Below are 25,060 nucleotides of genomic sequence, written 5' to 3'. Positions count from 1 at the left end.
GCCTCCTGCTCGGTGTGGTGCCTGGTCAGTGCGCTGGTCTCCGACTGCCGATACAGGATCCTGAGGGAACCAGAAACCCTGTGCCTGCCGGCAGGATCTTGATGGATTCCACTGACCCCGCCCAGCTCCGCCGCGACTATCGCCGGGAGGACCTGCGACGGGCCGATCTGGCGGCCGATCCGGTGGCGCAGTTCCGGCGCTGGTTCGACCAGGCCGTGGCCGCCCAGCTGGATGAGCCCAACGCCATGGTGCTGGGCACCAGCAACGGCCAGCGCCCCAGCGCCCGCACCGTGCTGCTCAAGGCGTTCGACGCTCGGGGATTCGTGTTCTTCACCCACTACGAGAGCCGCAAGGCCACCGAGATCGCCGCCCACCAGGAGGTGAGCCTGCTGTTTCCCTGGTACGGACTGGAGCGCCAGGTGGCGATCCTGGGGCGGGCCGAGCGGATCAGCGCCGCCGAATCACTCAGCTATTTCCTCTCGCGCCCGATCGGCAGCCGTCTGGGGGCCTGGGTGTCTCAGCAGAGCGCCGTGATCGGCTCCCGCTCGATCCTGGAGATGCAGTGGGAGGCGATGAAGCGCCGCTTCGCCGATGGCGAGGTGCCGCTGCCGCCGTCCTGGGGCGGCCTGCGGGTGGTGCCGTTCGAGTTCGAGTTCTGGCAGGGCCGCACCAACCGCCTCCACGATCGCTTCCGCTACAGGCCCGCTGACCCGCAGGCGGGCGGGAGCAGCGGCGGGGCCTGGAGCATCGAGCGGCTGGCCCCCTGACCTGCGTCCTGCTATGCGGCTATGCTCATATAAGTTGTCGATCGAGCCCACCCATGGCCGTCGCTCCCGCCAGTTCCTTTTCCCTCGCTGCCGCAGCTGGAGGCAACCCCCTGCTGTTCCGCCAGCTCTTCGATGCCGACACCGGCACCTTCACCTACCTGATCGCCGAGGTGGCCAGCGGCCAGGCCCTGCTGATCGATTCGGTCTTCGAGCAGCACGACCGTGATCTCGCCCTGATCCAGGAGCTGGGCCTGCAACTGGTGGCCTGCCTCGACACCCACGCCCACGCCGACCACGTGACCGGCAGCTGGCTGATGCACGCCGCCACCGGCAGCGCCATTGGCCTGGCCGCCACTGTCGGCGCAAAGAACGTGACCCTGCCCCTGCGACACGGTGATCGGGTGGCCTTCGGCGGCCGCACGCTGGAGGTACGCGCCACCCCCGGCCACACCGACGGCTGCCTCACCTTTGTGCTCGACGACCACAGCCTGGCCTTCAGCGGCGACGCCCTGCTGGTGCGGGGCTGCGGCCGCTGCGATTTCCAGCAGGGCAATGCCCAGACCCTGTACGAATCGATCACTGGGCAGATTCTCTCGCTGCCCGACTCCTGTCTGCTCTACCCCGCCCACGACTACACCGGCCGCAGCGTCACCTCCGTGACCGAGGAGAAGGCCTACAACGCCCGCCTCGGCGGAGAGGCCGATGAGCACGACTTCGTGATCTACATGCAGGCCATGAAGCTGCCCCATCCCCACAGGATTGCCGAGGCCCTGCCGGCCAACATGCGCAGCGGCAAGCCCCGGGAGGACGCAGACCAAGGGGCAGCCGCCTGGGCGCCGACCCGGCGCAGCTACGCAGGGCTGCCGGAACTTGCCCCGGCCTGGGTCGCCGCCCACCAGGGTGAGCTCACCCTGGTGGATGTGCGCTCGGTGGAGGAGTTTCAAGGCCCGGATGGTCACATCGCCGGCAGCCTGCTGATTCCGCTTCCGGAGCTGGAGGAGCGGGCCGGCGAAATTCCGGCGGACACCCCCACGGTCGTGCTCTGCCATTCCGGCAGCCGCTCGGCCCTGGCCACCCAGCAACTGCTGCGGTCGGGTCGCCAGCAGGTGGCCAACCTGCACGGCGGGCTGCTGAGCTGGCAGGCCGCCGGGTATCCGCTGGTCACCGTCACCCCGGCCTGAACCATGGCTATCACCAACAGCGCACACCTCAACGCCAGAGAACTCGCCGAGCAGATTCAGAGCGGCCGGATCAGCGTCATCGATGTACGCGAGCCGATGGAATACGTGGGCGGCCATATTCCCGGCAGCCACAACATCCCGCTCTCCCGCCTCGCCAGCGCCACCCTCCCCTCAGGGCCGCTGGTGCTGGTCTGCCAGAGCGGCATCCGCAGCGAGAAGGGCCTCGCCGACCTGCTGCGCAGGGGCCATCCCCATCCCCTCGCCGACCTCGACGGCGGCATGAGTGCCTGGCAGCAGGCAGGCCTGCCGATGACGCGACGCCAGGGGGCACCCCTGCCGCTGATGCGCCAGGTGCAGATCGCCGCCGGCAGCCTCGTGCTGCTGGGGGCGATCCTCAGCCAGACCGTGGCGCCGGGCTGGATCTGGCTGGCGGGCTTCGTGGGGGCTGGCCTCATCTTTGCCGGCATCAGCGGCTTCTGCGGCATGGCCCGCCTGCTGGGGGCCATGCCCTGGAACCGGGTGCGGGCGTGATCCTCGGCATCGGCATCAGCACGGTGCTGCTGATGCTCAGCGGCGGACTCGTGATCGGTGTTCTGCTCGCCGTGCTTGGTGCCGGTGGCTCAATCCTGCTGCTGCCCCTGCTGGTGAGCGGAGCGGGCCTGTCCGCCAAGGAGGCCGTTCCGCTCTCGCTCCTGGTGGTGACCCTGCTGGCCCTGGGCAATGTGGGGCCCTACATCCGCCGCGGCCAGGTGGCTGTGCGGCCGGCGTTGATCCTGGGGGTGCCGGCCCTGGCAGGTGCCTGGATCGGCGGCAGCCTGGTGAAGGCCGGGCTGATCCCCGAGGCGGTTCAACTGGGGGTGTTCACCGTGGCGGCCCTGGTGGCTTCCTGGCTGCTGACGCGGCCGCCCAGACCCGGCCGGGGCGGATCACCCCAGGCCCTCGCGGCCCAGGGGGTGCTGGTGGGTCTGCTCACCGGCATCGCCGGGGTGGGCGGCGGCTTCGCGATCGTGCCCGCCCTGGTGCTGCTGGCCGGCCTGCCGATGCATCTCGCCAGCGGCACCAGCCTGCTGCTGATCAGCACCAACAGCCTGGTGGCCCTGCTGGCGCTGGGCCACTGGCCCGCCGCCAGCCTGGCTCTGATGCTGCCCCTGCTGGCCGGCGGCGCCCTGGGTGCCGTGCTGGGCCAGCGGCTGTCCCAGCACCTGAGTGAGCGCAGACTGCGGCTCGGCTTCGCCGGCCTGTTGATCGGCTCGGCCCTGCTCACCGGCTTCGAGGCGCTGCGCCGCCAGAACTATGGGCCTGTGGGGCCCAGCACGATCATCCACCGCTCAGCTCAGCCCGTCGCTGGGGCGGTGGGACCTGTGCGCCAGTCGAGCCAGGGCAGGCGGGGCACGATCGCCGGCGTTGCGGTTCGGTAGGCGGCGTAATCCACATGGACGGCGCAGAGGCTCAGCTCTTCGCGGCGGGCCTTAAAGCCCAGCACCAGCGCCAGGGCGAGCAACAGAGCCAGGTGCAGCAGGCTTCCCCGCGCCAGTGTCACCCCAAGGGAGCAGACCAGCAGGGCTTGGTAGAGGGGATGGCGGCAGCGGCCGTAGGCCCCGGCCGTCACCAGGGGCGCGCCGGCCATGGGCTCAGGCAGGGGGGTGAGGCTCTCGCCCAGGTTCAGCGCTCCCTGGCCGGCCAGCAGCAGGCCGGCGGCAAACAGGCTGAGACCCACCACCCGCAACACGGGCGGCCAGCTGAAGCCGAGGGCGGCGGGGCTGGGGAATGCCGGCAGCAGGTGAGCCGTGATCAGGGCCATCTGGGCTAGCAGCCACCATTCGCCGTGGCGGTTGTCGAGCAGCCCTGGCCAGCTGAAACCCCAGGCCTGGAGTCGTTGCGGCAGCGACCTGCCCATGCGTGCAGTGCAGGGAATGGCTTCAGTCTGGCCACGAACGGCGCAGGAAACCGCCGGCTCAGGCCGCCTGCAGCTGCAGAAGCTGGGCCTCGAGCCGCTGCCTGAGGCGTCCCTGCACCAGAGCGCAGAGTTCCTCCACCAGCTCGTCATCGGCGGAGTAGATCAGGCGGGAGCCGTCGCGCTCGCAGCGCACCAGGCCAGCGCGCTGCAGCTGCCCCAGCTGGCGGCTGATGTGCGACTGACTGAATCCGGTGGTCTTGATCAGGCTGGAGACATCCGTGGGCTCAGAGCGCAGCAGGCAGAGCAGCTGCAGGCGAGCCGGCTCACTCAGCAGCCGGAAGAAGCGGCTGATTTCCTCCATCAGCTCCGGGCTGGGCCTGGCTCCACCCGCGAAAGCGCCCATGGCGACTGGTTGACACTCTTTTAAGTATGCCGGGCCACGCATGAAGTGGGTGCGCCCTTGGCGACTCGCCTACAGCAGCGGGCCGCCCCCACTGCGTCGGATCGCCACGACGGCCGGGCGGGGGCTGCGCCCCGGCACCCCCGAGGGCCAGTTGGAGCCCAGGGGCACCCAGCGCAGCTGCTCGAACTCCTGGCCGTCGCGGTCACGCAGGCGGATGGCCTGCCATTCACCGGCCCCGCTGGAGCGGGTGCCGTTGCTCTCTCCCGGGTGCTGCACCGAGAGGAACAGGGTGGCCTCCGGCGCATCGAAGCAGGGGCCGGTGAGCTCGCACTCCATCGGCCCGGTGGCGAAGCAGAAAGGCTTTCCCGCCGCGGCCCCCTGGCTGGGCAGCACCCAGCAGGAGTTGTTGCCGAACAGATCCAGCTCGGGCTTGCCGCCACCGCGATCGGTCACCAGCCAGACGTTGCCGGTGCGATCGACGGCGAGGTTGTCGGGGCTGGAGAACCCCAGCCCTCCCTGCCAGGGGGCACCGCCGGTGGCCAACATGCGCCAGCGGAACCGGCCCGCCTCGGCGAAGCCTTGATCCTGCAGGCGCATGATCCAGCCATGGGGCCAGCGGTTCTCCCCGCCGGGTCCATGAAAAATCGCCGGATCGGCGCTGCCGCCAGCATCGGAGCCGCCGGCGGTGAAGGCCACCAGCAGATCACCGCTGCTGGGATCGATCACCGTGTCTTCCGGCCTTGCAGCGGCGGTGGCGCCCACCGCATTGGCCGCCAGGTGAGCATCGATCAGGATGGCGCCGAGACGCTCCTCGCTGCGGCCGGGATAGAGATCGGCGAGGGTTCCATAGCGCTGGAGATAGGTCTCCACCGCCTGGTCACTGGCCAATGCCTCGGCCCCTGGCTGGCTGCGGTCGCTGTGGGGCACCAGGGTGGGCTGCTTGAGGCCGAAACCCTCGTAGTGGCTGGGCCGCTGGGGGTTGAGCGGGGTGGCGGGATCAAGCGGAATCCAGCGGCCGCTCCCATCGGGCTCAAAACGAGCCACCTCCAGCCGGCCGGCCTCCAGCAGCGCTGAATTGGCCGGATCGCTCGGATCTGTGATCCGCCCCTCGCTCACGAAGCGGTAGAGGTGGCCGCCATGGCGGTCACAGCCGGAATAAACCAGCAGCGGCTCGGTGGCCCGGGCCTGCACCGCCACGGCCTCATGGCGGTAGCGCCCCAGCCAGCTGTGCTTGACCGCCGGCCGCTGGGGCTGACGCGGATCGATCTCCACCATCCAGCCGTACTTGTTCCCGGCCAGGCCAAAGGCATTGCCGAGGCCATCGAACTTGCGGCCATCGCAGCGCAGGGGCAACACGGCGGGGGCCGGCGAGGAGCCATCGGCATGGACCGCTTCCACCACCTGGCTCTGGACGTTCTCCTCGGCCGAGAGCACCGTTCCCCATGGGGTTTCGCCGCCGGCGCAGTTGGCGAAGGTGCCGATCACCCGGTCCTGGAGGCCATCGTCGTAGCCGAGGCGCTGCGGGCTTCTGAACACTGCCGCCGCCGGACCACTCACCCGCAGGCGCCTGGCGGGATCGTCGAGGCCTTCGAGGCCACTGACGCGCCGATCGAAACTGCCACTCCGGCGACGCCACTGCCCCGAGGGCTCCCGGCGGAGTTCGATCACACCGATGCCCTGATCGCGCAGGGCGGCGCCCGCCACGGTGCGGGCCAACTGGCGCAGGGGATCGTCGGCCCTCAGAGCCGTGACATCCACCACACCATCGAAAGATCTGAGTGCCTCGATCAGCTCGAGCCAGGGCAATGATTCGCCGGTGGCGTCGGCGTAGCCCTCGCTCCAGGGCTTCGGGCTGATGTATTCAAAGTTGACCGTGAGCAGGGCCCGGTCTTCACCCAGATCCGTGAAGGAGAGGTGGTCGTTGTTGAAGCCAAAGTGGCCATCCGCCAAGGGTTCCCCCCAGGCGGCAAGCAGATCGGCCCGGTAACCAAGGGGCACCACCAGCCTGTCGACGAGGGACACCCGGCGCTGTGTGCGCTGCTGCTCAGTTGCGCTCTGCCCATCGCCTGGGAGTGGCAGCGGCACGGGCACAGGCGTGAAGGGCCCGCTGGCAGATGGCACTGGCAGGGCCTTCAGGGGCAAGCCAGAGGCGAGGGCCGCTGATCCCCCCAGGCCGAAGAGGGCAAAGAGATCGCGGCGTTGCATCGCTCAGGCCAGGCCCGCGGCAGTCAACCACGCCAGGTGGGCAGGCCGTGGCGTCCGCGGTTACGCCAGAGGGCTTCCGAGCTCACATGAAGGCCATGGCGACGAGCCAGGCTGGCTGCGGCATGGGTGGAGTCGGTCTGCTTCAGCGCCTGGGCGAAGGAGGGGTCTTGGCTGGCCAGTTGCTGCAGGGCATGGAGCGCGTCCATCGCTTCGTGCACCGTTCCAGTCAAGGCCGCCACGCTGGCGGCCCCGGGGGCAATCATGGGGGTGGCATTGATCATGGCGACCTCAAACTGTTGTTGCTTCAACCCTAACCAGAAAAGGGTGCAGTCAGGCCAGTATTTATACTTAATCAAGTGAGAGATCATGGCGCTCTGGCCACAATCGGAGCCAGCCCTGAGCGCCACGTCAAAAGATCGCTGGATCCTGCCCGTTCAACTCAGAACAAACGGACAAGATCCATGACCAAAGGTTAATCGAAGCCGCCTCGATCACTCCCTAAAAGCACTTGATTCTTGACCTGCAGGGCCTTCAGCCTGGCAGCAGCCCCTGGAATGGAGCAAGCTGGGTCTCACTGGATCAGCCGCCAGCCATGACCCGCGAACGCGACCCCTTCCGCATCCCCCGCGCCGGCTGGGAAGCTGCTCCCCTGGCGGGGCTGGCCTCGATCGATCTGAACCAGAACGGCGGGGCCTTCACGGGCAAGGAATTCTTCTCTGAATCCACCGTGGGCGGGGTCGTCTGCTTTGCTGCCTACCAGGCGCTGCTCACGGCCCTGCGCACCGAGGCCCTGCGTAAGCGCGGCGAACTCGACCGGGCCACCCAGGTGCGGCTGGTGCTCAGCACCACTTTCGAATCAGCCAAAGCGGGCGTGGCTGTCGGGGCCGTGCTCTCGGTGCTGCTGCTGGTGTTCCCCTGGCTCACGCTTCCCCTCTCCCTGATGGGGGTGGTGGGCACCGCCAAAGCCTCCCTCGATCTCTTCCACGCCTTCTGGGATGGCCTCGACGACGAGCAGAAGCTGCAGGTCACCGTGGCAGCCCATGAAGCAGGCGTAAACCTCAGCTCCTTCTTCCGCAACGACGGCGAGGGCCTGGGCCGCTCCGCCCTGGGTTGAGTCGCTGAGCCAGTGGTTTCGGCGATCCGCCTGATCAGCCGCTTATTGCGGCGCTCTTCCCATCAGGATCCCCATGCCGCTGAGAACCACAACGGAGCCCAGCAGGTCGCGGCCGGTGAAGGGTGAACCATCCACCAGGCGCAGCCAGATCAACGCCATTGCCACATAAACCGCTCCATAAGCGGCGTAGACCCGTCCAGAAGCCGTGGGGTGAAGGGTGAGCAACCAGGCGAACAGCGCCAGCGACAAAGCGGCAGGCACCAGCAACCACAGGGGCCTTTGCTGCTTGACCACCAGATCCGTGAGATAGCAGCCCAGAATCTCGGCGACGGCTGTGATCAAAAACAGGCCAGTCGTTCTGAGCACAGCAAGGCGTTGGCGCGCCACCATCATCCCCCGCCAGATCGACGGCGCCGCTGGGACGGCCACGCCGCCGAGAATGGGGGGATGGATCTGAACGCCGATCTCGACCAGCGGGTGGTGCTCGACACCACCGCCCTGCCCTGGACACCCTCACCCATGGCGGGCGTGGACCGGCGCATGCTCGATCGCCGCGGCGGGGAAGTGGCCCGGGCCACCTCGATCGTGCGCTATGCCCCCGGCAGCCACTTTGATCGGCATGTCCATGGCGGCGGCGAAGAGATCCTTGTGCTGGAAGGCACCTTCTCCGATGAACGGGGCGACTACCCGGCCGGCACCTACCTGCGCAACCCTGTTGGCTCTAGCCACGCTCCCTTCAGCGAGCCGGGCTGCACGATCCTGGTGAAACTGCACCAGATGCACCCGGCCGACCAGCAGCAGCTGGTGATCGACACCCACAGCGCTGAGTGGCTGCCCGGCCTGGTGGCGGGCCTGGAGGTGATGCCGCTGCACGCCTTTGGTTCAGAGCATGGGGCCCTGGTGCGCTGGGCACCCGGCACGCTGTTTCAACCCCACAGCCATCCCGGCGGCGAGGAGATCTTGGTGCTTGAGGGCGTGTTTCAGGACGAACAGGGCAGCTATCCCGCCGGCAGCTGGCTGCGCAATCCACCCGGCAGCATCCACCGGCCCTGGAGCGAGGAGGGCTGCACGATCTGGGTCAAGACCGGCCACCTGCCTGCCACGCTTGGGCCGGATGGATCAGAGGGCCTGCTGCAGACGTGAGCTCGCAGTCTGTGTTCAGTTCATCGGCTCAGTTTCTTTGTTTCCGCGAATGACCTGCTCCACCAGCAGCTTGAGCAGCAGGGAAACCAGGCCCACACCCCCCAACACCAGTGCGGCGCCATAGGCCAGTTCGGTGTCGTACTGCTTGTAGGCGTCCTCCACAAACAGGGGCAGGGTCTGGGTCTGGCCGGCGATGTTGCCACTCACAACGGCGACAGCTCCGAACTCACCCAGCGCCCGGGCCGTGGTGAGGATCAACCCGTAGAGAACGGCCCAACGCACGGAGGGCAGGGTGACCTTCCAGAAAACCTGCCAGCTACTGGCACCAAGCGTGCGGGCCGCCTCCTCCTGGTCCCAACCCTCCTCCTCCAGCAGGGGGATCACCTCCCGGGCCATGAAGGGGAAGGTCACGATGATCGTGGCCAGCGTCATCCCGGGCCAGGAGAAGATGATTTTCCAGCCCAGGCTGGTCACGATCCCGCCCAGCAGTCCGTTGGTGGGGCTGTAGAGCAAGACCAGCATCAGGCCGACTACCACTGGCGAGATCGAGAACGGCAGATCAATCACGCTCAGCAGAAAGGCCTTGCCGGGGAACTGGCGACGGGCGATAGCCGTGGCTGCTGACAGGCCAAAGATGGTGTTGGCAGGCACGGCGATAGCCGTCATCATCAGCGTCATCCGCACCGCCGAGTGCAGCTCTTCCGATTCAAAGTTATCCAGAAAGGGCTGCAGGCCCTTGGCAAAGGCACCCGATACCACTTCCAGAGCTGGCAGCAGAATGATCACTGCAACATAGAGGCCAGCAATCAGCGGGATCAGCACCGAGGCGGATGGGCGGATCTTGCCACGACGCAGGAAACGCAACAGGGAACGCATGGGAAAAACGGCGGGTGGATTTCAACAGAATTAGGCGGGATTGCCTTCCCAGTGCCGGCCCCACACCTGCAGCCCGTTGATCACCAGCAGGCTCACAAGCGAGAACATCAACATCACCATGCCGATCACTGTTGCCGAGGAAAAGTCATATTCCTCAAGCTTCTGGATGATCAAGGTGGGGGTAATCAGGTCCCTGAAGGGCACGTTGGAGGAAATCATCACCACCGAGCCGTACTCGCCCACAGCACGGCTGTAGCCCTGGGCCACGCCGGCCAGGATCGCTGGCATCAGCTGGGGCAGCACCACTTTCAGCAGGGTCTGGCGAGGGCTGGCGCCGAGGCACCAGGCCGCTTCCTCCTGCTCACGCTCGAGGGCTTCCAGCACCGGCTCCACACTGCGCACCACAAACGGCAGCGAGATGAACATCATCGCGATGCCCACCCCCAGCCAGGTGAAGGACACTTTCAGTCCGAAGAGGGCATAGAGCGGGGCCCCGAGCCAGCCATTGGAGCTGTAGATCGACGCCAGCGCCAGGCCCGCCACGGCGGTAGGCAGCGCGAAGGGAAGATCGATCAGTGAATCGAGCAACCGCCTGCCGAAGAAGGAGCAGCGCACCAGGGCCCAGGCGATCACCACGCCGAACACACCATTGACAAGGGCAGCCACCAGCGCCAACCCGAAGCTGATTCGGTAGGTCGCCAGCGCTTCAGCGGTGGTGGCCAGCTGCCAGAACTGGACCGGGCCGACTGCAGCGGCCTTCAGGGCCATGGCCCCCAGGGGCAGGAACAGCACCAGGGCCAGATAGAGCCAGGTGATTCGCCAGGACCAACTGAGCTGCAGCCAGCTGGGAAGCGCCGGGCGCCTGAGGCGGGCCGGAGAGGCAGGAGCCATGGACGAGGTCATGGGAACAGATCCGTGGGAACGTATCACCATTTGCCGATTTATACAACGGTAAGCCGGTGGGGAAATGTGTGTTTGCTATAGGATCGTGCCATCGAATCCGTTTTTCCCTGCCATGGGCATCCGCGTCGCTGGTGTGAGCAAGGAGTTCGGCTCGTTCCGGGCGGTCGACAACGTCAGCCTTGATGTCGAGACCGGCTCCCTGGTGGCACTGCTCGGCCCCTCCGGTTCTGGTAAGAGCACTCTTTTACGCCTGATCGCAGGCCTGGAGGAGATCGATACCGGCCGCATCTGGATCACCGGGGAAGAAACCACCAGCCGTTCGGTGCAGGAGCGCCAGGTGGGATTTGTGTTCCAGCACTTCGCACTCTTCAAGCACCGCACGGTGCGTCAGAACGTGGGCTTCGGTCTTGAGCTGCGTGGCTGGAAGCACGAGGCGATCCGCCGGCGCGTGGATGAGCTGCTGGAGCTGGTGCAGCTGCAGGGCTTTGGCAACCGCTACCCGTCCCAGCTCTCCGGCGGCCAGCGCCAGCGGGTTGCCCTGGCCCGGGCCATGGCGGTGAAGCCACGGGTCCTGCTCCTCGATGAACCGTTCAGTGCCCTCGATGCCAAGGTGCGCAAGGAGCTGCGCGGCTGGCTGCGCAACCTCCACGACGAGATGCACGTCACCACGGTGATCGTCACCCACGACCAGGAAGAAGCCATGGAGGTGGCCGATCGGATCGTGGTGATGAACCACGGCAAGATCGAGCAGATCGGCAGCCCGGCTGAGATTTACGACCAGCCAGCCAGCCCCTTTGTCATGAGCTTTGTGGGTGCGGTGAACGTGCTGCCTCCGCACGTGCCCCTGGCCCTTGCCGCTGCTGAACGCTCAGGAGACGAAGGTCAAGGCGGCGATATCTTCATCCGCCCCCACGATCTTGAGCTGCACCGCAGCCCCCAGAGCGGCAGTGTGCCCGCTGTGTTGTGCCGGCTCACCCACATGGGCCGTGACATCCAGGCAGAACTCACCCTCGCCAGTGGAGAGGTTGTGGTGGCCCAACTCCCTCGCGAGCGGATCGATTACCGCGAGCTCAAGGCCGGTGATGCCCTGCACATCACCAGCCGTGAAACACGCACCTTTGTGCCGGACTTTGTGATCTGAGCTTCAGGGCCGAGAGCCCACGGGCAGGCCCTGTTCGTTGAAGACGCTTATGAATTCGGGCCCTGAGGGGATTCCTCCTGGCGTCATTCCATGCTCACGAACGACAAGCGTGATCAAGAGATCCTGGCGATCGCCTGCCGCCAACTCGCCGTCACGGTCCCAGTGCAGGCACCAGGGAGGAGTGTGGATGGTCATGGCTGGAGGGGGATCAACAGGTCGCTGTCGCCCACGGCCAACAACCGGCCCTCAGCGCGAAAGCGGCAGAGCAGCTTGGTCACCGTGACCCGGGTCAAGCCGCACAGATCGGCCAGGGCCTGGTGGGTGAGGTTGAGCTCACTGAGCGAGAGGCGGCAGCCGTGGCGGTTGACCTGGCCATGGGACCCGCCAATCCAGCTGAGCAGGGTGAGTAGACGGCGCTCCCCGGAGCGGATGCGCTGGATGGTGAGGAGCTCCGCCAGCATCTGGCGCTCCCGCTGCAGGTGTTGGTGTTGATCGCGGGGATCGAGCTCGATGTGCTCCACCACCACGGTGGTGAGGCACTGCAACTCCAACGGCTGGACCACAGGATTCTCCGAGGTGATCACATCACCAGGGCCCCATAGGCCCAGGGCGATGCACTCGCCTTCGAGATCCCAGCTTGCAGACCGTACATAGCCCTCATGCAGGCGCCAGCTCATCCCTTCAGGGAGGACGTCCTTGGGATGGAGCGTGAACTGCAAGGGCTGCTTGAGCAAAGAAGACGTCACCGGGCTGGTGGGCGATGGGGCGGTTGTTCGATCAACGACAGGCGGACAAGCAGGGGCATTCGCAGACAACAGGCCATGGCGGGCAAGCAACTTGCCTGGAGTATGCCCTAATTCCGATAGGTGTACCGGTATTTCCAGGCACACGAACAGCGACGCGTTGGTCTCAGATGTAGAACATTGGTGCCGGTTGCTGCAGGCTGTCCCGCTCCAGCAGCAGCTGGGCCAAGGTGGTGGACTGCAGCACTGCCATGCGGGCCTGTTCGGCCCGATGGGCCAGGCCCTTGAGTACGCGGAACTCGGCGTCCTGGCGATCACCCTGGCGCTCCGAGCGGGCCTCGCCTTCCAGGCATTCCTCCACCTCCGCGATGGTGATCTGCTCCGGCGGCCTGCTCAGCTGAAAGCCGCCGCGGGGCCCGCGGATGCTGTTGAGGTACCCCCCCTTGCGCAGTGCCGTGAGCATCTGCTCGAGATACCGCTCGGGCAGACCATGGCGGCGGCTGATCTCACCCACCTGCACCAGCACTCCAGAGGAGGAAGCCGCGGCCAGGTCGATCAAAGCCACCAGTCCGTATTCCGTTTTGGCGCTGAAGGCCATGGCTTGATCGAGAGCGTTGGCCGATCTTAGCAGAAAGGACGGTTAGCAGATAGGGAATATGCCTACACACGTCTGTGCCCCAGGTCACACCGGCCCTGGCAGACGCGGGCTTACTTTGCGCCAGTTCCCGATCGACAAACCGTGGATACAATTCCATCTCCCGCTCCTCTGCGTCGCCGGCAGCTGGCGCTGACGGGGCTCGCCGCCCTGCCCCTTGCCGTAGCTGTTGCCACCAGCCTCGACGCTTCAATCGCTGAGGCCCAGCAGGCGCCCAAGCCGCTGACCCTCACTGTTGTGTCCTACGCCGTCACCAAGAACGCCTACGACAGAATCTTCAAGCTGTTCTCTGATGACTGGAAGAAGAAAACGGGGCAGACCGTCACCTTCAGGGGCAGTTACGGCGGCTCCGGCTCCCAGACCCGCGCCGTGATCGATGGCCTGGAGGCCGATGTGGTCAGCCTGGCCATGACCGCTGATGTAACCAAGATCCAGCAGGCCGGCCTGATCAAACCTGGCTGGGAGAACGAAAACCCCAACAACTCCACACCGATCAACTCCACCGTGGTGGCCTTCGTGCGTCCCGGTAATCCCAAGAAGATCAACAGCTGGCGCGACCTCGACAACAAAAATGTGGACGTGGTCACGGCCAACCCGAAGACTTCCGGCGGAGCCCGCTGGAACTTCCTGGCCCTCTGGGGCGCCATCACCCGCTCGGGCGGCTCGGAAGCTCAGGCCCGCAGCTTCATCACAGGTGTGTACAAAAATGCCGATGTGCTGCCCAAGGACGCCCGCGAAGCCACCGATCTGTTCATCAAGCGCAAGCAGGGCGATGTGCTGCTGAACTGGGAAACAGAAGCGGTTCTGGCCAAACAGAAAGGGGAATGGACGGCCCCTTACAAACTGTTCAGCCCCAACATCCTGACCGAGCAGCCCGTCACCGTGGTGGACAAGGTGGTGGATCGCCGCGGCAGCCGCAAGGTGGCGGAGGCCTTTGTGAAATTCCTCTACACGCCGCCGGTTCAGAAGATCTTCGTGGACAACGGCTTCCGCCCCGTGACACCACAGGGCAAGGCCTATGCCAAGGGCAGGTTCCAGAACGCCAGCTTCTTCAAGGTGAGTGACTTCGGCGGCTGGGCCGGTGTGGACAAGAAGTTCTTCGGCAAAGGGGGAGTCTGGGATCAGATCTTCGCCAGTACCCGCTGAGACAGGACGTCCAGCGGAGCACCAGATCAGGGCAGGCAGATTGACGTATCACCGGTCGGACAACCGTGGTATCCTGTACCTCGAATTTCCGGCCGGAAAACGTGACTAATGCTCCCCAGCGCCTCTCCGCCCTGCTTGCGGCTGGCTCTCTGGTCCTCCTGGCGGGCTGCGGTGGGCCACCACAAAGCTCCGGCACTGGCGGGCCGGACGGCCAGAAACAGCTGCTGCTTGTGAGTTACGCCGTCACCAAGGGGGCTTACGACCGGATCGTTCCCAAGTTCATCTCGCAGTGGAAAGCCAAAACGGGCCAGGAGCTGGAGATCAAAACCAGCTACGGCGGCTCAGGCACCCAGACCCGGGCGGTGATCGATGGCCTCGATGCCGATGTGGTGACCCTGGCCCTCTCGGCTGACGTACTCAAGCTCGAGGAAGCTGGACTGGTGGATGCCGGCTGGGAGAAGGAGTTGCCCAACAACAGCATCATCACCAACTCAACGGTCGCTTTCCTGACCCGTCCTGGCAACCCCAAGCAGATCGCCTCCTGGGCCGATCTGATCAAGCCAGGCATCACGGTGGTGACAGCCAATCCCAAAACTTCAGGCGGTGCCCGCTGGAACTTCCTGGGCCTCTGGGGCTCTGTGACCCAGACGGGAGGCAACCAACAGCAGGCCGAGGCCTATGTGACCAGCGTGTACAAGAACGTTGACAACCTGCCCAAGGATGCACGAGAAGCCTCCGACGTGTTCCTCAAGAAAGATCAGGGTGACGTGCTTCTGAACTACGAAAACGAGGCCATCCTTGCCACCAGGACCGGTGATCTCAAAGATCCGTTCCTGGTGCCAGAAGTAAACATCCGCATCGAGGGTCCGGTTGCCGTGGTAGACAAGAATGTGGAGCGAAAGGGCACCCGTAAGGCGGCAGAAGCCCTTGCCAAGTATCTGTTCTCTGAAGAGGCACAGGCCATCTTTGCCGAGGAGGGATTCCGCCCCACCAACCCCACGATCTGGTCACAAGTCAAAGATCGCTTTGCCCCCGTGAAGCAGTACTTCACTGTGCAGGACTTCGGAGGCTGGGGCCTGGTGAACAAGGAGTTCTTCGGCAAAGACGGACTCTGGGATCGTCTCTTCGCCAAAACCCGCTGATCCGGCCATGTGCGAGCTGCTGGCCCTCAACGCCAACACCCCCACCGACATGGGCTTTTCCTTTCGGGGCCTCAGTCGCCGCGGTGGTGTCACCGGCGAGCACGCCGATGGCTGGGGGCTGGCCAGTTTCAGCCCCACTGGCCATGGCCTCACCCTGCTGCGGGAGGACGCCCCGGCCGCCTTCTCCGCCCTGGCGAATCAACTGTCTGAAAGCTCTGCCAAAGCTCTGGTGAGCATCGCCCACATCCGTCAGGCGACCCGCGGGGTGGTGGCGCTGGAGAACTGCCATCCCTTCGCGCGCACATGGCAGGGCCAGAGCTGGGTGCTGGCCCACAACGGCGACCTGAAGGGCGAGATCCCCCTGGGCGATCGCTATCGCCCGTTCGGCACAACCGACAGCGAAGCCGCCTTCTGCTGGATCCTCGAGCAGCTCGATCGAGCCCGGGTTGATCCGGAGGATGCCGGTGCCCTGTTTGCCCTCCTGCATCACTGCGCCTCGCAGCTGGCCCAACGAGGCACCTTCAATGCCCTGATCAGCAATGGCCAGTGGCTGTTTGCCACCGCCACCAGCCGGTTGCACTGGCTCAGCCGCCGGGCCCCCTTTCGCACTGCCACCCTGGCTGATGCGCCCCTTCAGGTGGATTTCTCCGCTGTCACCACGGCCGATGATGTGGTGACGATCCTGAGCACGGAGCCACTCACCACCGATGAGTTGTGGCACCCCTTTCAGAAGGGTGAGTCGATGCTGCTGATCAACGGCGAGATCCGTGGCAGGCTTCAGGAGAGAACAATCAAATCAACAGTTCTCCCATCTCTCATCAACCTCAGGGGCTGAGAGCATCGGCAATCAGCCAAGCGATTGGCGCAGGACCGATTTCAGCTGAGACTGTTCTTCCAGATATCCATCATGGCCAAGGTGGCTTTCAATTGAGGTGTAGGTGACGCGCTTGCCGATCGCCATGGCCAGTTCCTGCTGCCTGTGCGGTGGGAAGAGGCGGTCGGAGCTCACAGACACCACGCGGGCACGGGCCGTGATTCTGGCCAGGGCCGCAGCCACCCCGCCGCGCCCTCGGCCGACGTCATGTCCGCTCATGGCCTGGGTGAGGAGGATGTAGCTGTTGGCGTCCAGCCGCTCCACAAAGCCCCGCCCCTCCCTGGCGAGAAAGGTGGTGATGCCGTCTTCGGTGGCCTCGGTGCCAGCGGCGGAGATGCGCATGTTGATCTCACGCTCACATCCATAGGTGAGTCGGGCGATCGAACGCGCCAGGGCCAGACCGTCCACCGGTCCGCCGGACGGACAATCGTAGAAATCCCCTCCCAGAAAGTCCGGGTCCTGGCGGATCGCCTGGATCTGGCAATTGTGGAAGGCGATGTTTTCGGCGGTGCAGCGAGCGGTGGTGGCCAGTAGCACCAGCCGCTTCACCCTCTCGGGATGGCCGATCGCCCATTCCAGGGCCCGCATGCCGCCCATGGAGCCGCCGATCAGCGCGTGCCATTCAAGGATGTTCATGTGGTCGGCGAAGGCCACCTCCGCTTCCACTTGATCGCGGATCGTCAGCTGGGGGAACCGGCTACCCCAGGGTTTGCCATCGGGTGCCAGACCAGCCGGGCCTGTGCTGCCCTGACAGCCCCCCAGCACATTGGTGCAAACCACGAAGTACCGGTCGGTATCGATCGCGAGTCCAGGGCCGATCAACCCATCCCACCAGCCCCGGATGCCGTGGCCAGGGCCTGCCGGTCCGGCGGCATGGCTGTCGCCACTGAAGCCATGCAGCAGCAGCACCCCGTTGTCGCGCGCGGCATTGAGCTGACCCCAGCTCTCGTAGGCGATCGTGATCGGACCCAGCCGCGCGCCCGATTCCAGATTCAACTGGCGGCGGCGGAACAACAAAGCGAATCTTCGATTGCCAATGGGATCACCCCACCGCCAGCCCCCATGGCGCTTCCGTTGCTGGAGGGGGTGGCTCGTCGCGGTGCTCGCCATGATCAGCACCCTCGCATTGGGCTGAAACCGCACTCCAGGTCCGCCAGTCGCTGCTCAAAGGCGGCATGGATGGGAATCATGATGCTGGTGTCGATATTGCCAAGTTCCCGAAGACCGGAGACCTTGGCGGCATGGTCGGTTGTCGTTCTGGTATCGATCTGGTATCGAGCTGACGGGTTTCGAAACTGAACGTCATGTTGTGGAAGCAAGGAAGAAGGTCATGAGGGAGCGATGGCTTGTGACTTATGCCAGTGCAATCAGGGCCACCGGCGGATGCAGTAAAAGCCAAGCGATGAGCAGCCCGCCGCCGGCCACAAGGAGCCGCTGACTCGCTGGGAATGGAAACCATGACCGCTGGCAACCTGCCACAGGCAGCTCTTGGCGCACCCAAGCCTCGAACCCACCTGAGAGATGGCGAATCCTGCGGGCATAGCCATGGCCATGCAGATGTTCAATCACTTCAGCTGAGTGATCGTTGCTGTCACCCACCAGGATCAGATCCCCGTCCGGCGGGTCAGCACTAAGCAGCCATCCGCTGGGGATGCTGTGACTGCCTGGTACGTGGCTCTTGTGATAGCTAGATCTAGAGCGAAGATCGATGATCAGCTGATGGGAGCTCTTTCGCGTAGGCCCACTAGTGTTCACCAGACTGAAGACTTCCTGGGGCGTCAACAGATCACCGGAAGCAGAACTGGACACTGGAATAAAAACGGCATGGCTCATGGCGCCCCGTACCGGCAACTACCCAATACTGCAGCAGCTCAACGTTAACAGCGGTATTCCGAGCGACAAGACGTTGTAATGCCACAACAAAGCATCAGAATGCTGGACCAAGGCATGAAAAAGGGTCTCACTATCTAGCGAGACCCCCTGTTATCCCGTACCCGCTCTGTGTCGAGCGCACATACATCTTGGCGCTCCCAGGGCGCTTTAAAAGTGGCTATGAGCACAGCGGCGGTTGCTTGAACACACATGGCGAGAAGCTCTGTCGAGGCATGCTTAGAACGACGAAATCAATTGACCCTATCTTGATGGGATATCACCACGATCACGATTGGAACCAGGATCGAGTGGCAGGTCTGTTCGATCGCGCGGGTATCCGGCGTGGCCAGATTCACGAGCTGCAGCCACTGGAGGTACGCAGAATGCTCTGGGAAGGTGCCACCCTGGTGCAACCAAAACACCCACTCAGCGATCCGCTGCAGAGCGCCATCCAGCTGGAAGCAGACATGGAAGAGCGTCAGATTCGGGATATGCTGCCAGACAGCACCATGCCACTTCTGTGCATGGGAATTGGGAAGGACGGCGCAGCCTCCAAGCCAGCCGTGCAGCTGGCGGAGCATCTGCTCAGCCTAGGTTACGGTCACGTGTTCTGCCTGGCTTCAGGTTCGCCGGAACTGTCGATTGAAGTCAGCTGACAATGCACCACTCCTCGCCCTTGAAGCAGTAGTTATTCCTCGAAGGTCGTCAACAGCTCTATGCTCACGACAGCAAGTACATCGTCATGAGCAATAACCGTTAAAAAATTCACTCTGGGTAGGCAAGCAGTGCCTAAGAGCAGTGGTCACTGAGCCTGTGCGTGCTCTGAGTGTGCTGCTGAAGTTCATTCCATGAGACACCGATGTGGTTCAAGTTACACCCGGTCGGCCAAGTCCTCGGCAGGCTGCCCTTACTCCGTCTCATTGTTACGGAACTACAGGGTCATGCGATGAATACCCAGACAGACTCACGGAGCGGCAGTGATAAGCCCCTCCATCTGTCGGGCAAGCCAATGGTCGGGCCTGTCTCTAAAGAGGTTGTCGATCGCGAGTCCTTCTTCAGCCCTTGGACGAATTGGCACAGCTGGATCGTGCTCCTTGCAGGTGTATCGATTGGGCACGTGATCGGTTTCTCCCCTTTGGTGTTCGTTCTCATCGGGGTGCTCTGCCTGTGTTGTGGTTGGCTACGTAACTCCTGATCCACAACCACATCGACCTGTGGCGGCAGCCACCGGTTCACGCTCCAGCTTCATGTTCGACGAAGATGTTGTTCCTGAATTGCCATGACAGCCGATGCTGAAGCACCCACTACTGCAGAGGGATATGCCTTCACCCCCGTGCCGAACAACCTCGGTGCGACCCTGCTGCTGGCCCTTGGCCTACTGACAGCACCTGTGATAATCGGGCTTCCGCTCTTGCTCCTCGGACTCGCCAAGGTGCGATCAGCCGATGGAGCCTTGGCGCTTCCGCATCTTGCCGGATCGATGGGGCGCCTGCGGCGAGTAATCGAAGACCTTAACCTTGCAGGCCGGCGGTTAGCTCCCCGCAGACATGGGGCCAAGAGGTATCGAGGGAAGGGAGCTCAGAAGTCTTGACCAGTGATCGACGTCACATCAGTAGAGCGATGACTTTCAATGGCTGATTACCCTGCGGACTGATGTCCTGTGACCAGTAGCGAAGGCAGTCAGTGCCTATACCGGACAGGCATAAGAAATAGATCTACGCTTCTGCAAGCCAAGGTATTTATCATGGATATGCCGGCCAAGGCAAGCCGACAATAGGTCATCCAGATGACTACGACATGATTCACTCCTGATCAACAGCTTATGGATCACTATCCAGCAGCTTTGCGACATGTGCTCCCAGGCGTGGTGCGGAGTGCCTGGGATTACATCGTCTGCAATGAGGTCTTGGCTAGGAGTGGATTAGGCGAGCCGACCCGGTTAACCAAGTCAGGTTCACGACGCTACTGCAGCTACTGCGATGACTGTTGCCACAGGAGTTCTGCCTTCGCAGACAGCAGAGATTACGCCTCCATTCGATGACAACAGTCTATCGATCGGACATACGCCATTGGTGCGGTTGAACCGTGTGATCGGGGATGCCAAGGCCAAGGTGTACGCGAAGATCGAGGGGCGCAATCCCGCCTATTCGGTGAAGTGCCGCATCGGAGCCGCAATGATCTGGCAGGCGGAAAAAGACGGCCTGCTGGGATCTGGTAAAGAACTGATTGAGGCAACAAGTGGCAATACCGGCATAGCTCTTGCCTTCGTCGCAGCTGCCCGCGGCATCCCGCTTACCCTCACCATGCCGGAGACGATGAGCCTGGAGCGGCGTAAGTTGCTCACAGCCTACGGTGCAAGGCTCGTTCTCACCGAAGGCAGCAAGGGCATGCCTGGAGCCATCGCCGCAGCACAGGAGATCGTCGCCTCCGACCCTAGGCGCTATGTGCTTCTGCAGCAATTCTCCAACCCCGCCAACCCCCGCATTCATCACGACACCACTGGTCCTGAGATCTGGTCTTCCACAAAGGGCAACTTGGACGTGCTGGTGGCGGGAGTCGGCACCGGGGGGACTATCACAGGTGTCAGTGAATACATCAAACGCACGCTCGGCAAACCCCTGGTTTCCGTGGCAGTAGAACCACTGGAGAGCCCTGTAATCAGCCAGACCGTATCCGGTGAACCATTACAGCCCGGCCCACACAAGATCCAGGGCATCGGAGCGGGTTTCGTGCCAGCGAACCTCCACCTAGATCTGGTGGACCGGATCGAGCGGATCAGCAGTGCCGATGCGGTGGCAATGTCACGAAGGTTGACCCGTGAGGAGGGAATCCTTTCGGGCATCTCCAGTGGCGCAGCCGCTTCCGTGGCGGTAACCCTGGCCCATGAGGAGGCCTTCGTGGACCGGACGATCGTGGTGGTGCTGCCCGACTCCGGCGAGCGTTACCTGAGCACGGTTCTGTTCGAAGGCCTGTTCAACGACGAAGGGTTGGCGCCATGAGCGAAGCCATGGTCAGCCCACCGCAGCCATCTCCCGTTGAAGGCCAAAAGGAAAGCTGGAATCTGGCGGCCATTGTTGCCTCCCTGCGAGGCATCAGGGATCGCTCCCACCTCTCTTGGCGTCATCCCCATTCCCTTGTCCAGATGCCCTCACGCAAGGCACTTGGTCAAGCCCTCGAGGGCCTCAGCGCCTCGCTGTATCCCCATCGGCTGGGACAGCCGGAACCTGACCTTTTCGGCTTACCCACACCCCTATCGGCCACCGACTACTTCGTGGGCCATACCCTCGACGCGAGTCTGCGCAGCCTTCGCGATCAGATCCGAATTGAACTGGCTGCCTGCGAGCCGCCAAGAAGCCGAGAACAGCAGACACGGGATCTCGAGCATCGCGCCACCTCAATCGTGGCCGACTTTGCAGACCAGTTGCCGTCCATTCTTGCCATTCTGGATACAGACCTCCAAGCTGCATTCACTGGTGATCCAGCGGCTGGAAGCATCGATGAGGTGCTCGTCTGCTACCCCGGAGTGAAGGCGATCACCTATCACCGTTTCGCCCATGCTCTGTATGGCCTTGGCTCTCCTGTAATAGCCCGAATCATCGCTGAGATCTCCCATTCATCCACCGGTGTTGATATACATCCCGGCGCTGAGATCGGAGAGAGTTTCTTCATTGATCATGGCTCCGGTGTCGTGATCGGCGGCACGGCTGTAATTGGCAAGCGTGTGCGCCTGTATCAGGCCGTCACCCTCGGCGCAAAGCATTTCCCTGTCGATGATCATGGCCATCTGGTCAAGGGTGAACCACGCCATCCGATCGTTGAAGATGATGTGGTGATTTATGCCGGTGCCACCATCCTGGGTCGAGTCACCATTGGCAAGGGATCGACGATAGGCGGCAACGTTTGGCTCACCCGCAGCATTCCTGCCGGCACCACAATCACCCAGGCCCGCGCGCGCAATGAGACATTCAATGAAGGAGCAGGAATATGATAGATGTCCGCCATAACAAGGGCTATCCTGATATCGGCCGAGCATAGGGCTTGGACTCTTGTTGCTCCAGAAGCCATCCTAGAGATTACACCTGTTGATCAGTTCTTAATCGCTTAACGCTCTTCCCTGTCGGTCGATGTTGCATCACTGACGTGATCGACGAGGGCAACCAAGGTGCTGAACACCTTGCCCTTTCAGCTTCTTTGTTTTTCCATCTGCCTCATTGAATCTCATGACCCATTCCACTCCATCTCATTTGGCCCTGGGGGACGAGGCGGCCCGCCAGCTTGCAAATGCCACCAAGACCGTTCCCCAGTTGCTTGGCATCTCGCCCCGCTGGCTGGTTCCCCTGCTCTCCTGGGTCGGTGTAGAGGCAGGCATCTACAGGGTCAACAAGGTCAAGGACGAAACCAGGGTTCTCACCGCCTGTTCCCAGCGAGACGAGAACGACCTCCCTGAGACGTTTGTCGACTATGAAGAACGACCTCGGGAATATTTCCTCAGTGCCGTCACCACCACGATCGACATCCACACCCGGATCTCTGATCTCTACAGCAGCCCCCATGATCAGATCCAGCAACAGCTGCGGCTGGCAATCGAGACCATCAAGGAGCGCCAGGAAAGCGAACTGATCAACAATGCTGAATACGGCCTCCTGAACAACATCGTTTCCAGCCAGAGAATCCAGCCTGTCTCTGGTGTCCCCACGCCTGATGACCTCGATGAACTGATCACAAAGGTGTGGAAGCAGCCCGCCTTCTTCCTGGCGCATCCGCGCACGATCGCTGCCTTTGGGCGTGAATGCACTCGCCGCGGCGTACCACCGGCCACCATCACGCTCTATGGCTCTCCGTTCATCACCTGGCGCGGACTTCCTCTGGTGCCCAGCAACAAGGTGAAGATTGAAAATGGAAGAAGCAGCATCCTGCTGCTGCGTACCGGCGAATCCCGCCAGGGTGTGGTAGGTCTGTATCAGCCTGGCCTGCCCGGTGAGCAGGGCATGGGCCTGTCAGTGAAGTTCATGGGCATCAGCCGCAAGGCCATTGCTTCCTACCTGATCTCGCTCTACTGCTCCTTGGCTGTTCTCACCGACGACGCCATCGCCGTGCTCGAGAACGTCGAAGTTGACAAGTTCCATCAGTACGCGCATGACTACCTCTGATGCCTTCCCTGTGACCAGGCCCCTGCCGCTAGGTTTTCCAGATGAGCTGGAGTTGAGCAAACTCGCCAGCCGCCTCTATCAGGAACTCGGCGACGCTCCGGTACTCGCGGACCGGGCAAATTCTGCCCGCTACAACCATCCCGGCAGAGAGCCTCCCTCGCCGGCGGTGCCTCTGGCCGGGACCAGTGCGGATGCCATCGAACTCAGTGTGGAGCCTCATCTGCGCGACGATGTCAGAACCACCCATCTCAGCCAGGTCGTTGATCCGGCGGCACTTGATCCAGCGGCCGTTGAACCGTGGATAGGGACCCTGGCCCCGATCATGATTCCCCACACCGTTCCGCCCCTCGGCTCCATCCTGGACCAGCATCCGTTGGCGTCGGATGTGCCCTACTTCCTGCAAGGCACCTTTGCCGCACCTCCCAGGATCGAGCCACCGCTGTTAGGGCCGCAGACCAGTGAACGAGTCGACCTCGATCCGCTCAAGACGCTTGGACCCATCAGTTCAGCGCAGCCGCTCGATTCAGCCTTCGTCCGGCGCGACTTTCCGATCCTGCAGGAGCGCATTCACGGCAATCCCCTGGTCTGGCTTGACAACGGTGCCACCACCCAAAAACCCAGTGCGGTCATTGATCGGCTTTCCCGCTTCTACCGCACGGAGAATTCCAACATCCACCGGGCGGCCCATGAGCTGGCGGCCCGGGCCAGCAATGCCTACGAGGAGGCACGTTCTATCGTCGCGCGTTTTCTGCACGCCTCAAGTAGCGAAGAGATCGTCTTCGTGAGGGGAACCACCGAAGGCATCAATCTGGTGATGCAGTCATGGGGGCGCCAGCATATCGAAGTAGGCGACGAGATCGTGCTCACCCATCTGGAGCACCACGCCAACATCGTGCCCTGGCAGCAGCTTGCGCACGAGAAGGGCGCCCGGCTGCGCGTTGCTCCCGTTGATGACACCGGTCAGATAATTCTCGAAGGCTACGAACGCCTTTTCAGCAGTCGGACAAAACTGGCCGCCTTCACCCAAGTTTCCAATGCTCTGGGCACGGTTCTCCCCGTCCAGGAGATGATCGCGATCGCTCACCGCCACGGTGCACGTGTTCTTCTTGATGGTGCTCAGGGAGTCGCCCACACGCCGGTCGACATGCAGGCTCTCGATGTCGACTGGTACGTATTCTCTGGCCATAAGATCTATGGCCCCACGGGTATCGGTGCTCTCTACGGCAAGCGAGATCTACTCGAGTCCATGCCCCCCTGGCAGGGGGGCGGCAACATGATCCGCGATGTGAGCTTCGAGCGAACCTTGTACCAGGATCCTCCCCATCGCTTCGAGGCGGGTACGGGCAACATCGCAGATGCCGTGGGACTCGGAGCTGCGCTCGAGTACGTGGAGCGCGTCGGCATGCATGCCATCGAGCGGGCCGAACAGGAGCTTTTGGCCTACGCCACGCCGCGCATGCTGGCGATTCCGGGTCTGCGGCTGTTCGGGAATGCTGAACACAAGGCCGGCGTCCTCTCGTTCCTGCTTGCCGGCTACACACCCGATGAGGTGGGCAGCGCCCTCAACCTTCAGGGCATTGCCGTGCGGGCCGGGCACCACTGCGCCCAGCCGATCCTGCGGCGCTTTGGGGTGGAGGCCACGGTGCGGGCAACGCTGGCCTTGTACAACACCCGACACGATGTGGATGCACTGGTAAGCGCCCTCCAACAGCTGGCCGGGTCCAGGGCCTGAGAAAGCCGTGGGCGGCATCCGTCCCGGCAACCTCCCCATACCAAGCCCGTTGGAAACCGACATCTTCCGATCTCCTGCCACTGCAGCGGCCCATCTCTTGATTGCCGTGACAGTCC

General features: G+C 63.5%; 27 protein-coding genes. 15 read left to right on the top strand and 12 right to left on the bottom strand.

Annotated elements, in window-relative coordinates; genetic code table 11:
• The first annotated feature begins 101 nt into the window (after positions 1-101).
• From pdxH to CJZ82_RS02310, 4 genes are read left to right on the top strand one after another with little or no spacing between them, the layout of a single operon-like run.
• Positions 102-767 carry a pyridoxamine 5'-phosphate oxidase gene (gene pdxH, locus CJZ82_RS02325; RefSeq protein WP_094554207.1) on the top strand — a complete coding sequence of 222 codons (666 nt, stop codon included), beginning with the start codon at positions 102-104 and terminating at the stop codon, positions 765-767.
• Positions 768-820: 53 nt separating this feature from the next.
• On the top strand, positions 821-1,948 hold the full coding sequence (locus CJZ82_RS02320) for a rhodanese-like domain-containing protein (protein WP_094554206.1): 1,128 nt from the start codon (positions 821-823) through the stop codon (positions 1,946-1,948).
• A 3-nt stretch (positions 1,949-1,951) separates the two neighbouring features.
• Entirely contained in the window at positions 1,952-2,479 is a 528-nt protein-coding gene (locus CJZ82_RS02315) for a rhodanese-like domain-containing protein (RefSeq protein WP_094554205.1), read from the top strand.
• Positions 2,476-3,366: a sulfite exporter TauE/SafE family protein gene (locus CJZ82_RS02310; RefSeq protein WP_369820009.1), complete on the top strand. Its 891-nt coding sequence runs from the start codon at positions 2,476-2,478 to the stop codon at positions 3,364-3,366. Before CJZ82_RS02315 ends, CJZ82_RS02310 begins: the two co-directional genes overlap by 4 nt.
• Here the strand turns inward: CJZ82_RS02310 and CJZ82_RS02305 are convergent.
• The 4 genes from CJZ82_RS02305 to CJZ82_RS02290 all read right to left on the bottom strand — a co-directional run bounded on the left by CJZ82_RS02305 (position 3,282) and on the right by CJZ82_RS02290 (position 6,734).
• Positions 3,282-3,845, bottom strand: a complete 564-nt coding sequence (locus CJZ82_RS02305) for an isoprenylcysteine carboxylmethyltransferase family protein (RefSeq protein WP_094554204.1) — start codon at positions 3,843-3,845, stop codon at positions 3,282-3,284. The two genes, CJZ82_RS02310 and CJZ82_RS02305, sit on opposite strands and share 85 nt — an antisense overlap.
• A gap of 58 nt (positions 3,846-3,903) precedes the next feature.
• Entirely contained in the window at positions 3,904-4,248 is a 345-nt protein-coding gene (locus CJZ82_RS02300) for a helix-turn-helix transcriptional regulator (RefSeq protein WP_094554203.1), read from the bottom strand.
• Between the two features lie 69 nt (positions 4,249-4,317).
• Positions 4,318-6,453, bottom strand: coding sequence for a PhoX family phosphatase (locus CJZ82_RS02295; RefSeq protein WP_094554202.1), 2,136 nt, complete (start codon positions 6,451-6,453; stop codon positions 4,318-4,320).
• Positions 6,454-6,476: 23 nt separating this feature from the next.
• Positions 6,477-6,734 carry a Nif11-like leader peptide family natural product precursor gene (locus CJZ82_RS02290; RefSeq protein WP_094554201.1) on the bottom strand — a complete coding sequence of 86 codons (258 nt, stop codon included), beginning with the start codon at positions 6,732-6,734 and terminating at the stop codon, positions 6,477-6,479.
• A 311-nt stretch (positions 6,735-7,045) separates the two neighbouring features.
• Here CJZ82_RS02290 and CJZ82_RS02285 point away from each other — a divergent pair, with 311 nt between their 5' ends.
• A complete protein-coding gene (locus CJZ82_RS02285; protein ID WP_094554388.1) occupies positions 7,046-7,567 on the top strand; it encodes a hypothetical protein in 522 nt (173 codons plus the stop codon).
• A 42-nt stretch (positions 7,568-7,609) separates the two neighbouring features.
• Here CJZ82_RS02285 and CJZ82_RS02280 read toward each other — a convergent pair whose 3' ends face one another.
• A complete protein-coding gene (locus CJZ82_RS02280; RefSeq protein WP_094554387.1) occupies positions 7,610-7,957 on the bottom strand; it encodes a YnfA family protein in 348 nt (115 codons plus the stop codon).
• A gap of 57 nt (positions 7,958-8,014) precedes the next feature.
• Here CJZ82_RS02280 and CJZ82_RS02275 point away from each other — a divergent pair, with 57 nt between their 5' ends.
• The gene (locus tag CJZ82_RS02275; RefSeq protein WP_094554200.1) at positions 8,015-8,710 is read left to right on the top strand and encodes a cupin domain-containing protein; all 696 of its coding nucleotides are present in this window, start codon (positions 8,015-8,017) and stop codon (positions 8,708-8,710) included.
• A gap of 15 nt (positions 8,711-8,725) precedes the next feature.
• On the opposite strand, the gene cysW is transcribed toward CJZ82_RS02275, so the two are convergent.
• The gene (gene cysW / locus CJZ82_RS02270) at positions 8,726-9,586 is read right to left on the bottom strand and encodes a sulfate ABC transporter permease subunit CysW (RefSeq protein WP_094554199.1); all 861 of its coding nucleotides are present in this window, start codon (positions 9,584-9,586) and stop codon (positions 8,726-8,728) included.
• A gap of 30 nt (positions 9,587-9,616) precedes the next feature.
• Positions 9,617-10,489 carry a sulfate ABC transporter permease subunit CysT gene (gene cysT, locus CJZ82_RS02265; protein ID WP_094554198.1) on the bottom strand — a complete coding sequence of 291 codons (873 nt, stop codon included), beginning with the start codon at positions 10,487-10,489 and terminating at the stop codon, positions 9,617-9,619.
• Between the two features lie 112 nt (positions 10,490-10,601).
• Here cysT and CJZ82_RS02260 point away from each other — a divergent pair, with 112 nt between their 5' ends.
• Complete coding sequence (locus tag CJZ82_RS02260; protein ID WP_094554197.1) at positions 10,602-11,630, top strand: sulfate/molybdate ABC transporter ATP-binding protein; 1,029 nt, start codon at positions 10,602-10,604, stop codon at positions 11,628-11,630.
• Between the two features lie 3 nt (positions 11,631-11,633).
• Here CJZ82_RS02260 and CJZ82_RS17635 read toward each other — a convergent pair whose 3' ends face one another.
• From CJZ82_RS17635 to CJZ82_RS02250, 3 genes are all read right to left on the bottom strand, one after another.
• Entirely contained in the window at positions 11,634-11,825 is a 192-nt protein-coding gene (locus CJZ82_RS17635; RefSeq protein WP_143593513.1) for a hypothetical protein, read from the bottom strand.
• On the bottom strand, positions 11,822-12,376 hold the full coding sequence (locus CJZ82_RS02255) for a Crp/Fnr family transcriptional regulator (RefSeq protein ID WP_143593512.1): 555 nt from the start codon (positions 12,374-12,376) through the stop codon (positions 11,822-11,824). The genes CJZ82_RS17635 and CJZ82_RS02255 overlap by 4 nt, the downstream gene beginning before the upstream one ends.
• Positions 12,377-12,539: 163 nt before the next feature.
• A complete protein-coding gene (locus CJZ82_RS02250) occupies positions 12,540-12,971 on the bottom strand; it encodes an Rrf2 family transcriptional regulator (RefSeq protein ID WP_094554195.1) in 432 nt (143 codons plus the stop codon).
• 141 nt (positions 12,972-13,112) lie between these two features.
• Here CJZ82_RS02250 and CJZ82_RS02245 point away from each other — a divergent pair, with 141 nt between their 5' ends.
• The 3 genes from CJZ82_RS02245 (at position 13,113) to CJZ82_RS02235 (ending at position 16,151) form a co-directional block, all read left to right on the top strand.
• Positions 13,113-14,174 carry a sulfate ABC transporter substrate-binding protein gene (locus tag CJZ82_RS02245; RefSeq protein WP_094554194.1) on the top strand — a complete coding sequence of 354 codons (1,062 nt, stop codon included), beginning with the start codon at positions 13,113-13,115 and terminating at the stop codon, positions 14,172-14,174.
• A gap of 101 nt (positions 14,175-14,275) precedes the next feature.
• Positions 14,276-15,316 (top strand): sulfate ABC transporter substrate-binding protein, encoded by a 1,041-nt coding sequence (locus tag CJZ82_RS02240; protein WP_094554193.1) that lies wholly within the window; start codon positions 14,276-14,278, stop codon positions 15,314-15,316.
• A 7-nt stretch (positions 15,317-15,323) separates the two neighbouring features.
• On the top strand, positions 15,324-16,151 hold the full coding sequence (locus tag CJZ82_RS02235) for a class II glutamine amidotransferase (protein WP_094554192.1): 828 nt from the start codon (positions 15,324-15,326) through the stop codon (positions 16,149-16,151).
• 12 nt (positions 16,152-16,163) lie between these two features.
• Here the strand turns inward: CJZ82_RS02235 and CJZ82_RS02230 are convergent, their stop codons facing one another.
• A complete protein-coding gene (locus CJZ82_RS02230; RefSeq protein WP_094554386.1) occupies positions 16,164-17,300 on the bottom strand; it encodes a homoserine O-acetyltransferase in 1,137 nt (378 codons plus the stop codon).
• Between the two features lie 243 nt (positions 17,301-17,543).
• A complete protein-coding gene (locus CJZ82_RS19520; protein ID WP_094554191.1) occupies positions 17,544-18,023 on the bottom strand; it encodes a rhodanese-like domain-containing protein in 480 nt (159 codons plus the stop codon).
• Positions 18,024-18,331: 308 nt separating this feature from the next.
• On the opposite strand from CJZ82_RS19520, the gene CJZ82_RS02220 reads away from it, so the two are divergent.
• From CJZ82_RS02220 to CJZ82_RS02195, 5 genes are all read left to right on the top strand, one after another.
• The gene (locus tag CJZ82_RS02220; RefSeq protein WP_094554190.1) at positions 18,332-18,718 is read left to right on the top strand and encodes a hypothetical protein; all 387 of its coding nucleotides are present in this window, start codon (positions 18,332-18,334) and stop codon (positions 18,716-18,718) included.
• Positions 18,719-20,041: 1,323 nt separating this feature from the next.
• Entirely contained in the window at positions 20,042-21,061 is a 1,020-nt protein-coding gene (gene cysK / locus CJZ82_RS02210) for a cysteine synthase A (protein WP_094554188.1), read from the top strand.
• Positions 21,058-22,050 carry a serine O-acetyltransferase EpsC gene (gene epsC, locus CJZ82_RS02205; protein ID WP_198949623.1) on the top strand — a complete coding sequence of 331 codons (993 nt, stop codon included), beginning with the start codon at positions 21,058-21,060 and terminating at the stop codon, positions 22,048-22,050. Before cysK ends, epsC begins: the two co-directional genes overlap by 4 nt.
• Before the next feature lie 232 nt (positions 22,051-22,282).
• A complete protein-coding gene (locus CJZ82_RS02200) occupies positions 22,283-23,212 on the top strand; it encodes a family 2A encapsulin nanocompartment shell protein (RefSeq protein ID WP_094554187.1) in 930 nt (309 codons plus the stop codon).
• 52 nt (positions 23,213-23,264) lie between these two features.
• The gene (locus CJZ82_RS02195; RefSeq protein ID WP_233129984.1) at positions 23,265-24,944 is read left to right on the top strand and encodes a cysteine desulfurase; all 1,680 of its coding nucleotides are present in this window, start codon (positions 23,265-23,267) and stop codon (positions 24,942-24,944) included.
• The last annotated feature ends 116 nt before the right edge of the window (positions 24,945-25,060 follow it).

The organism is Synechococcus sp. 1G10 (genome assembly GCF_002252625.1).
In the GTDB taxonomy this organism is placed as follows: Bacteria; Cyanobacteriota; Cyanobacteriia; order PCC-6307; family Cyanobiaceae; genus Regnicoccus_A.
Note: the sequence above shows the minus strand (reverse complement) of the source record. Positions and strands in the feature narration are given on the sequence as shown.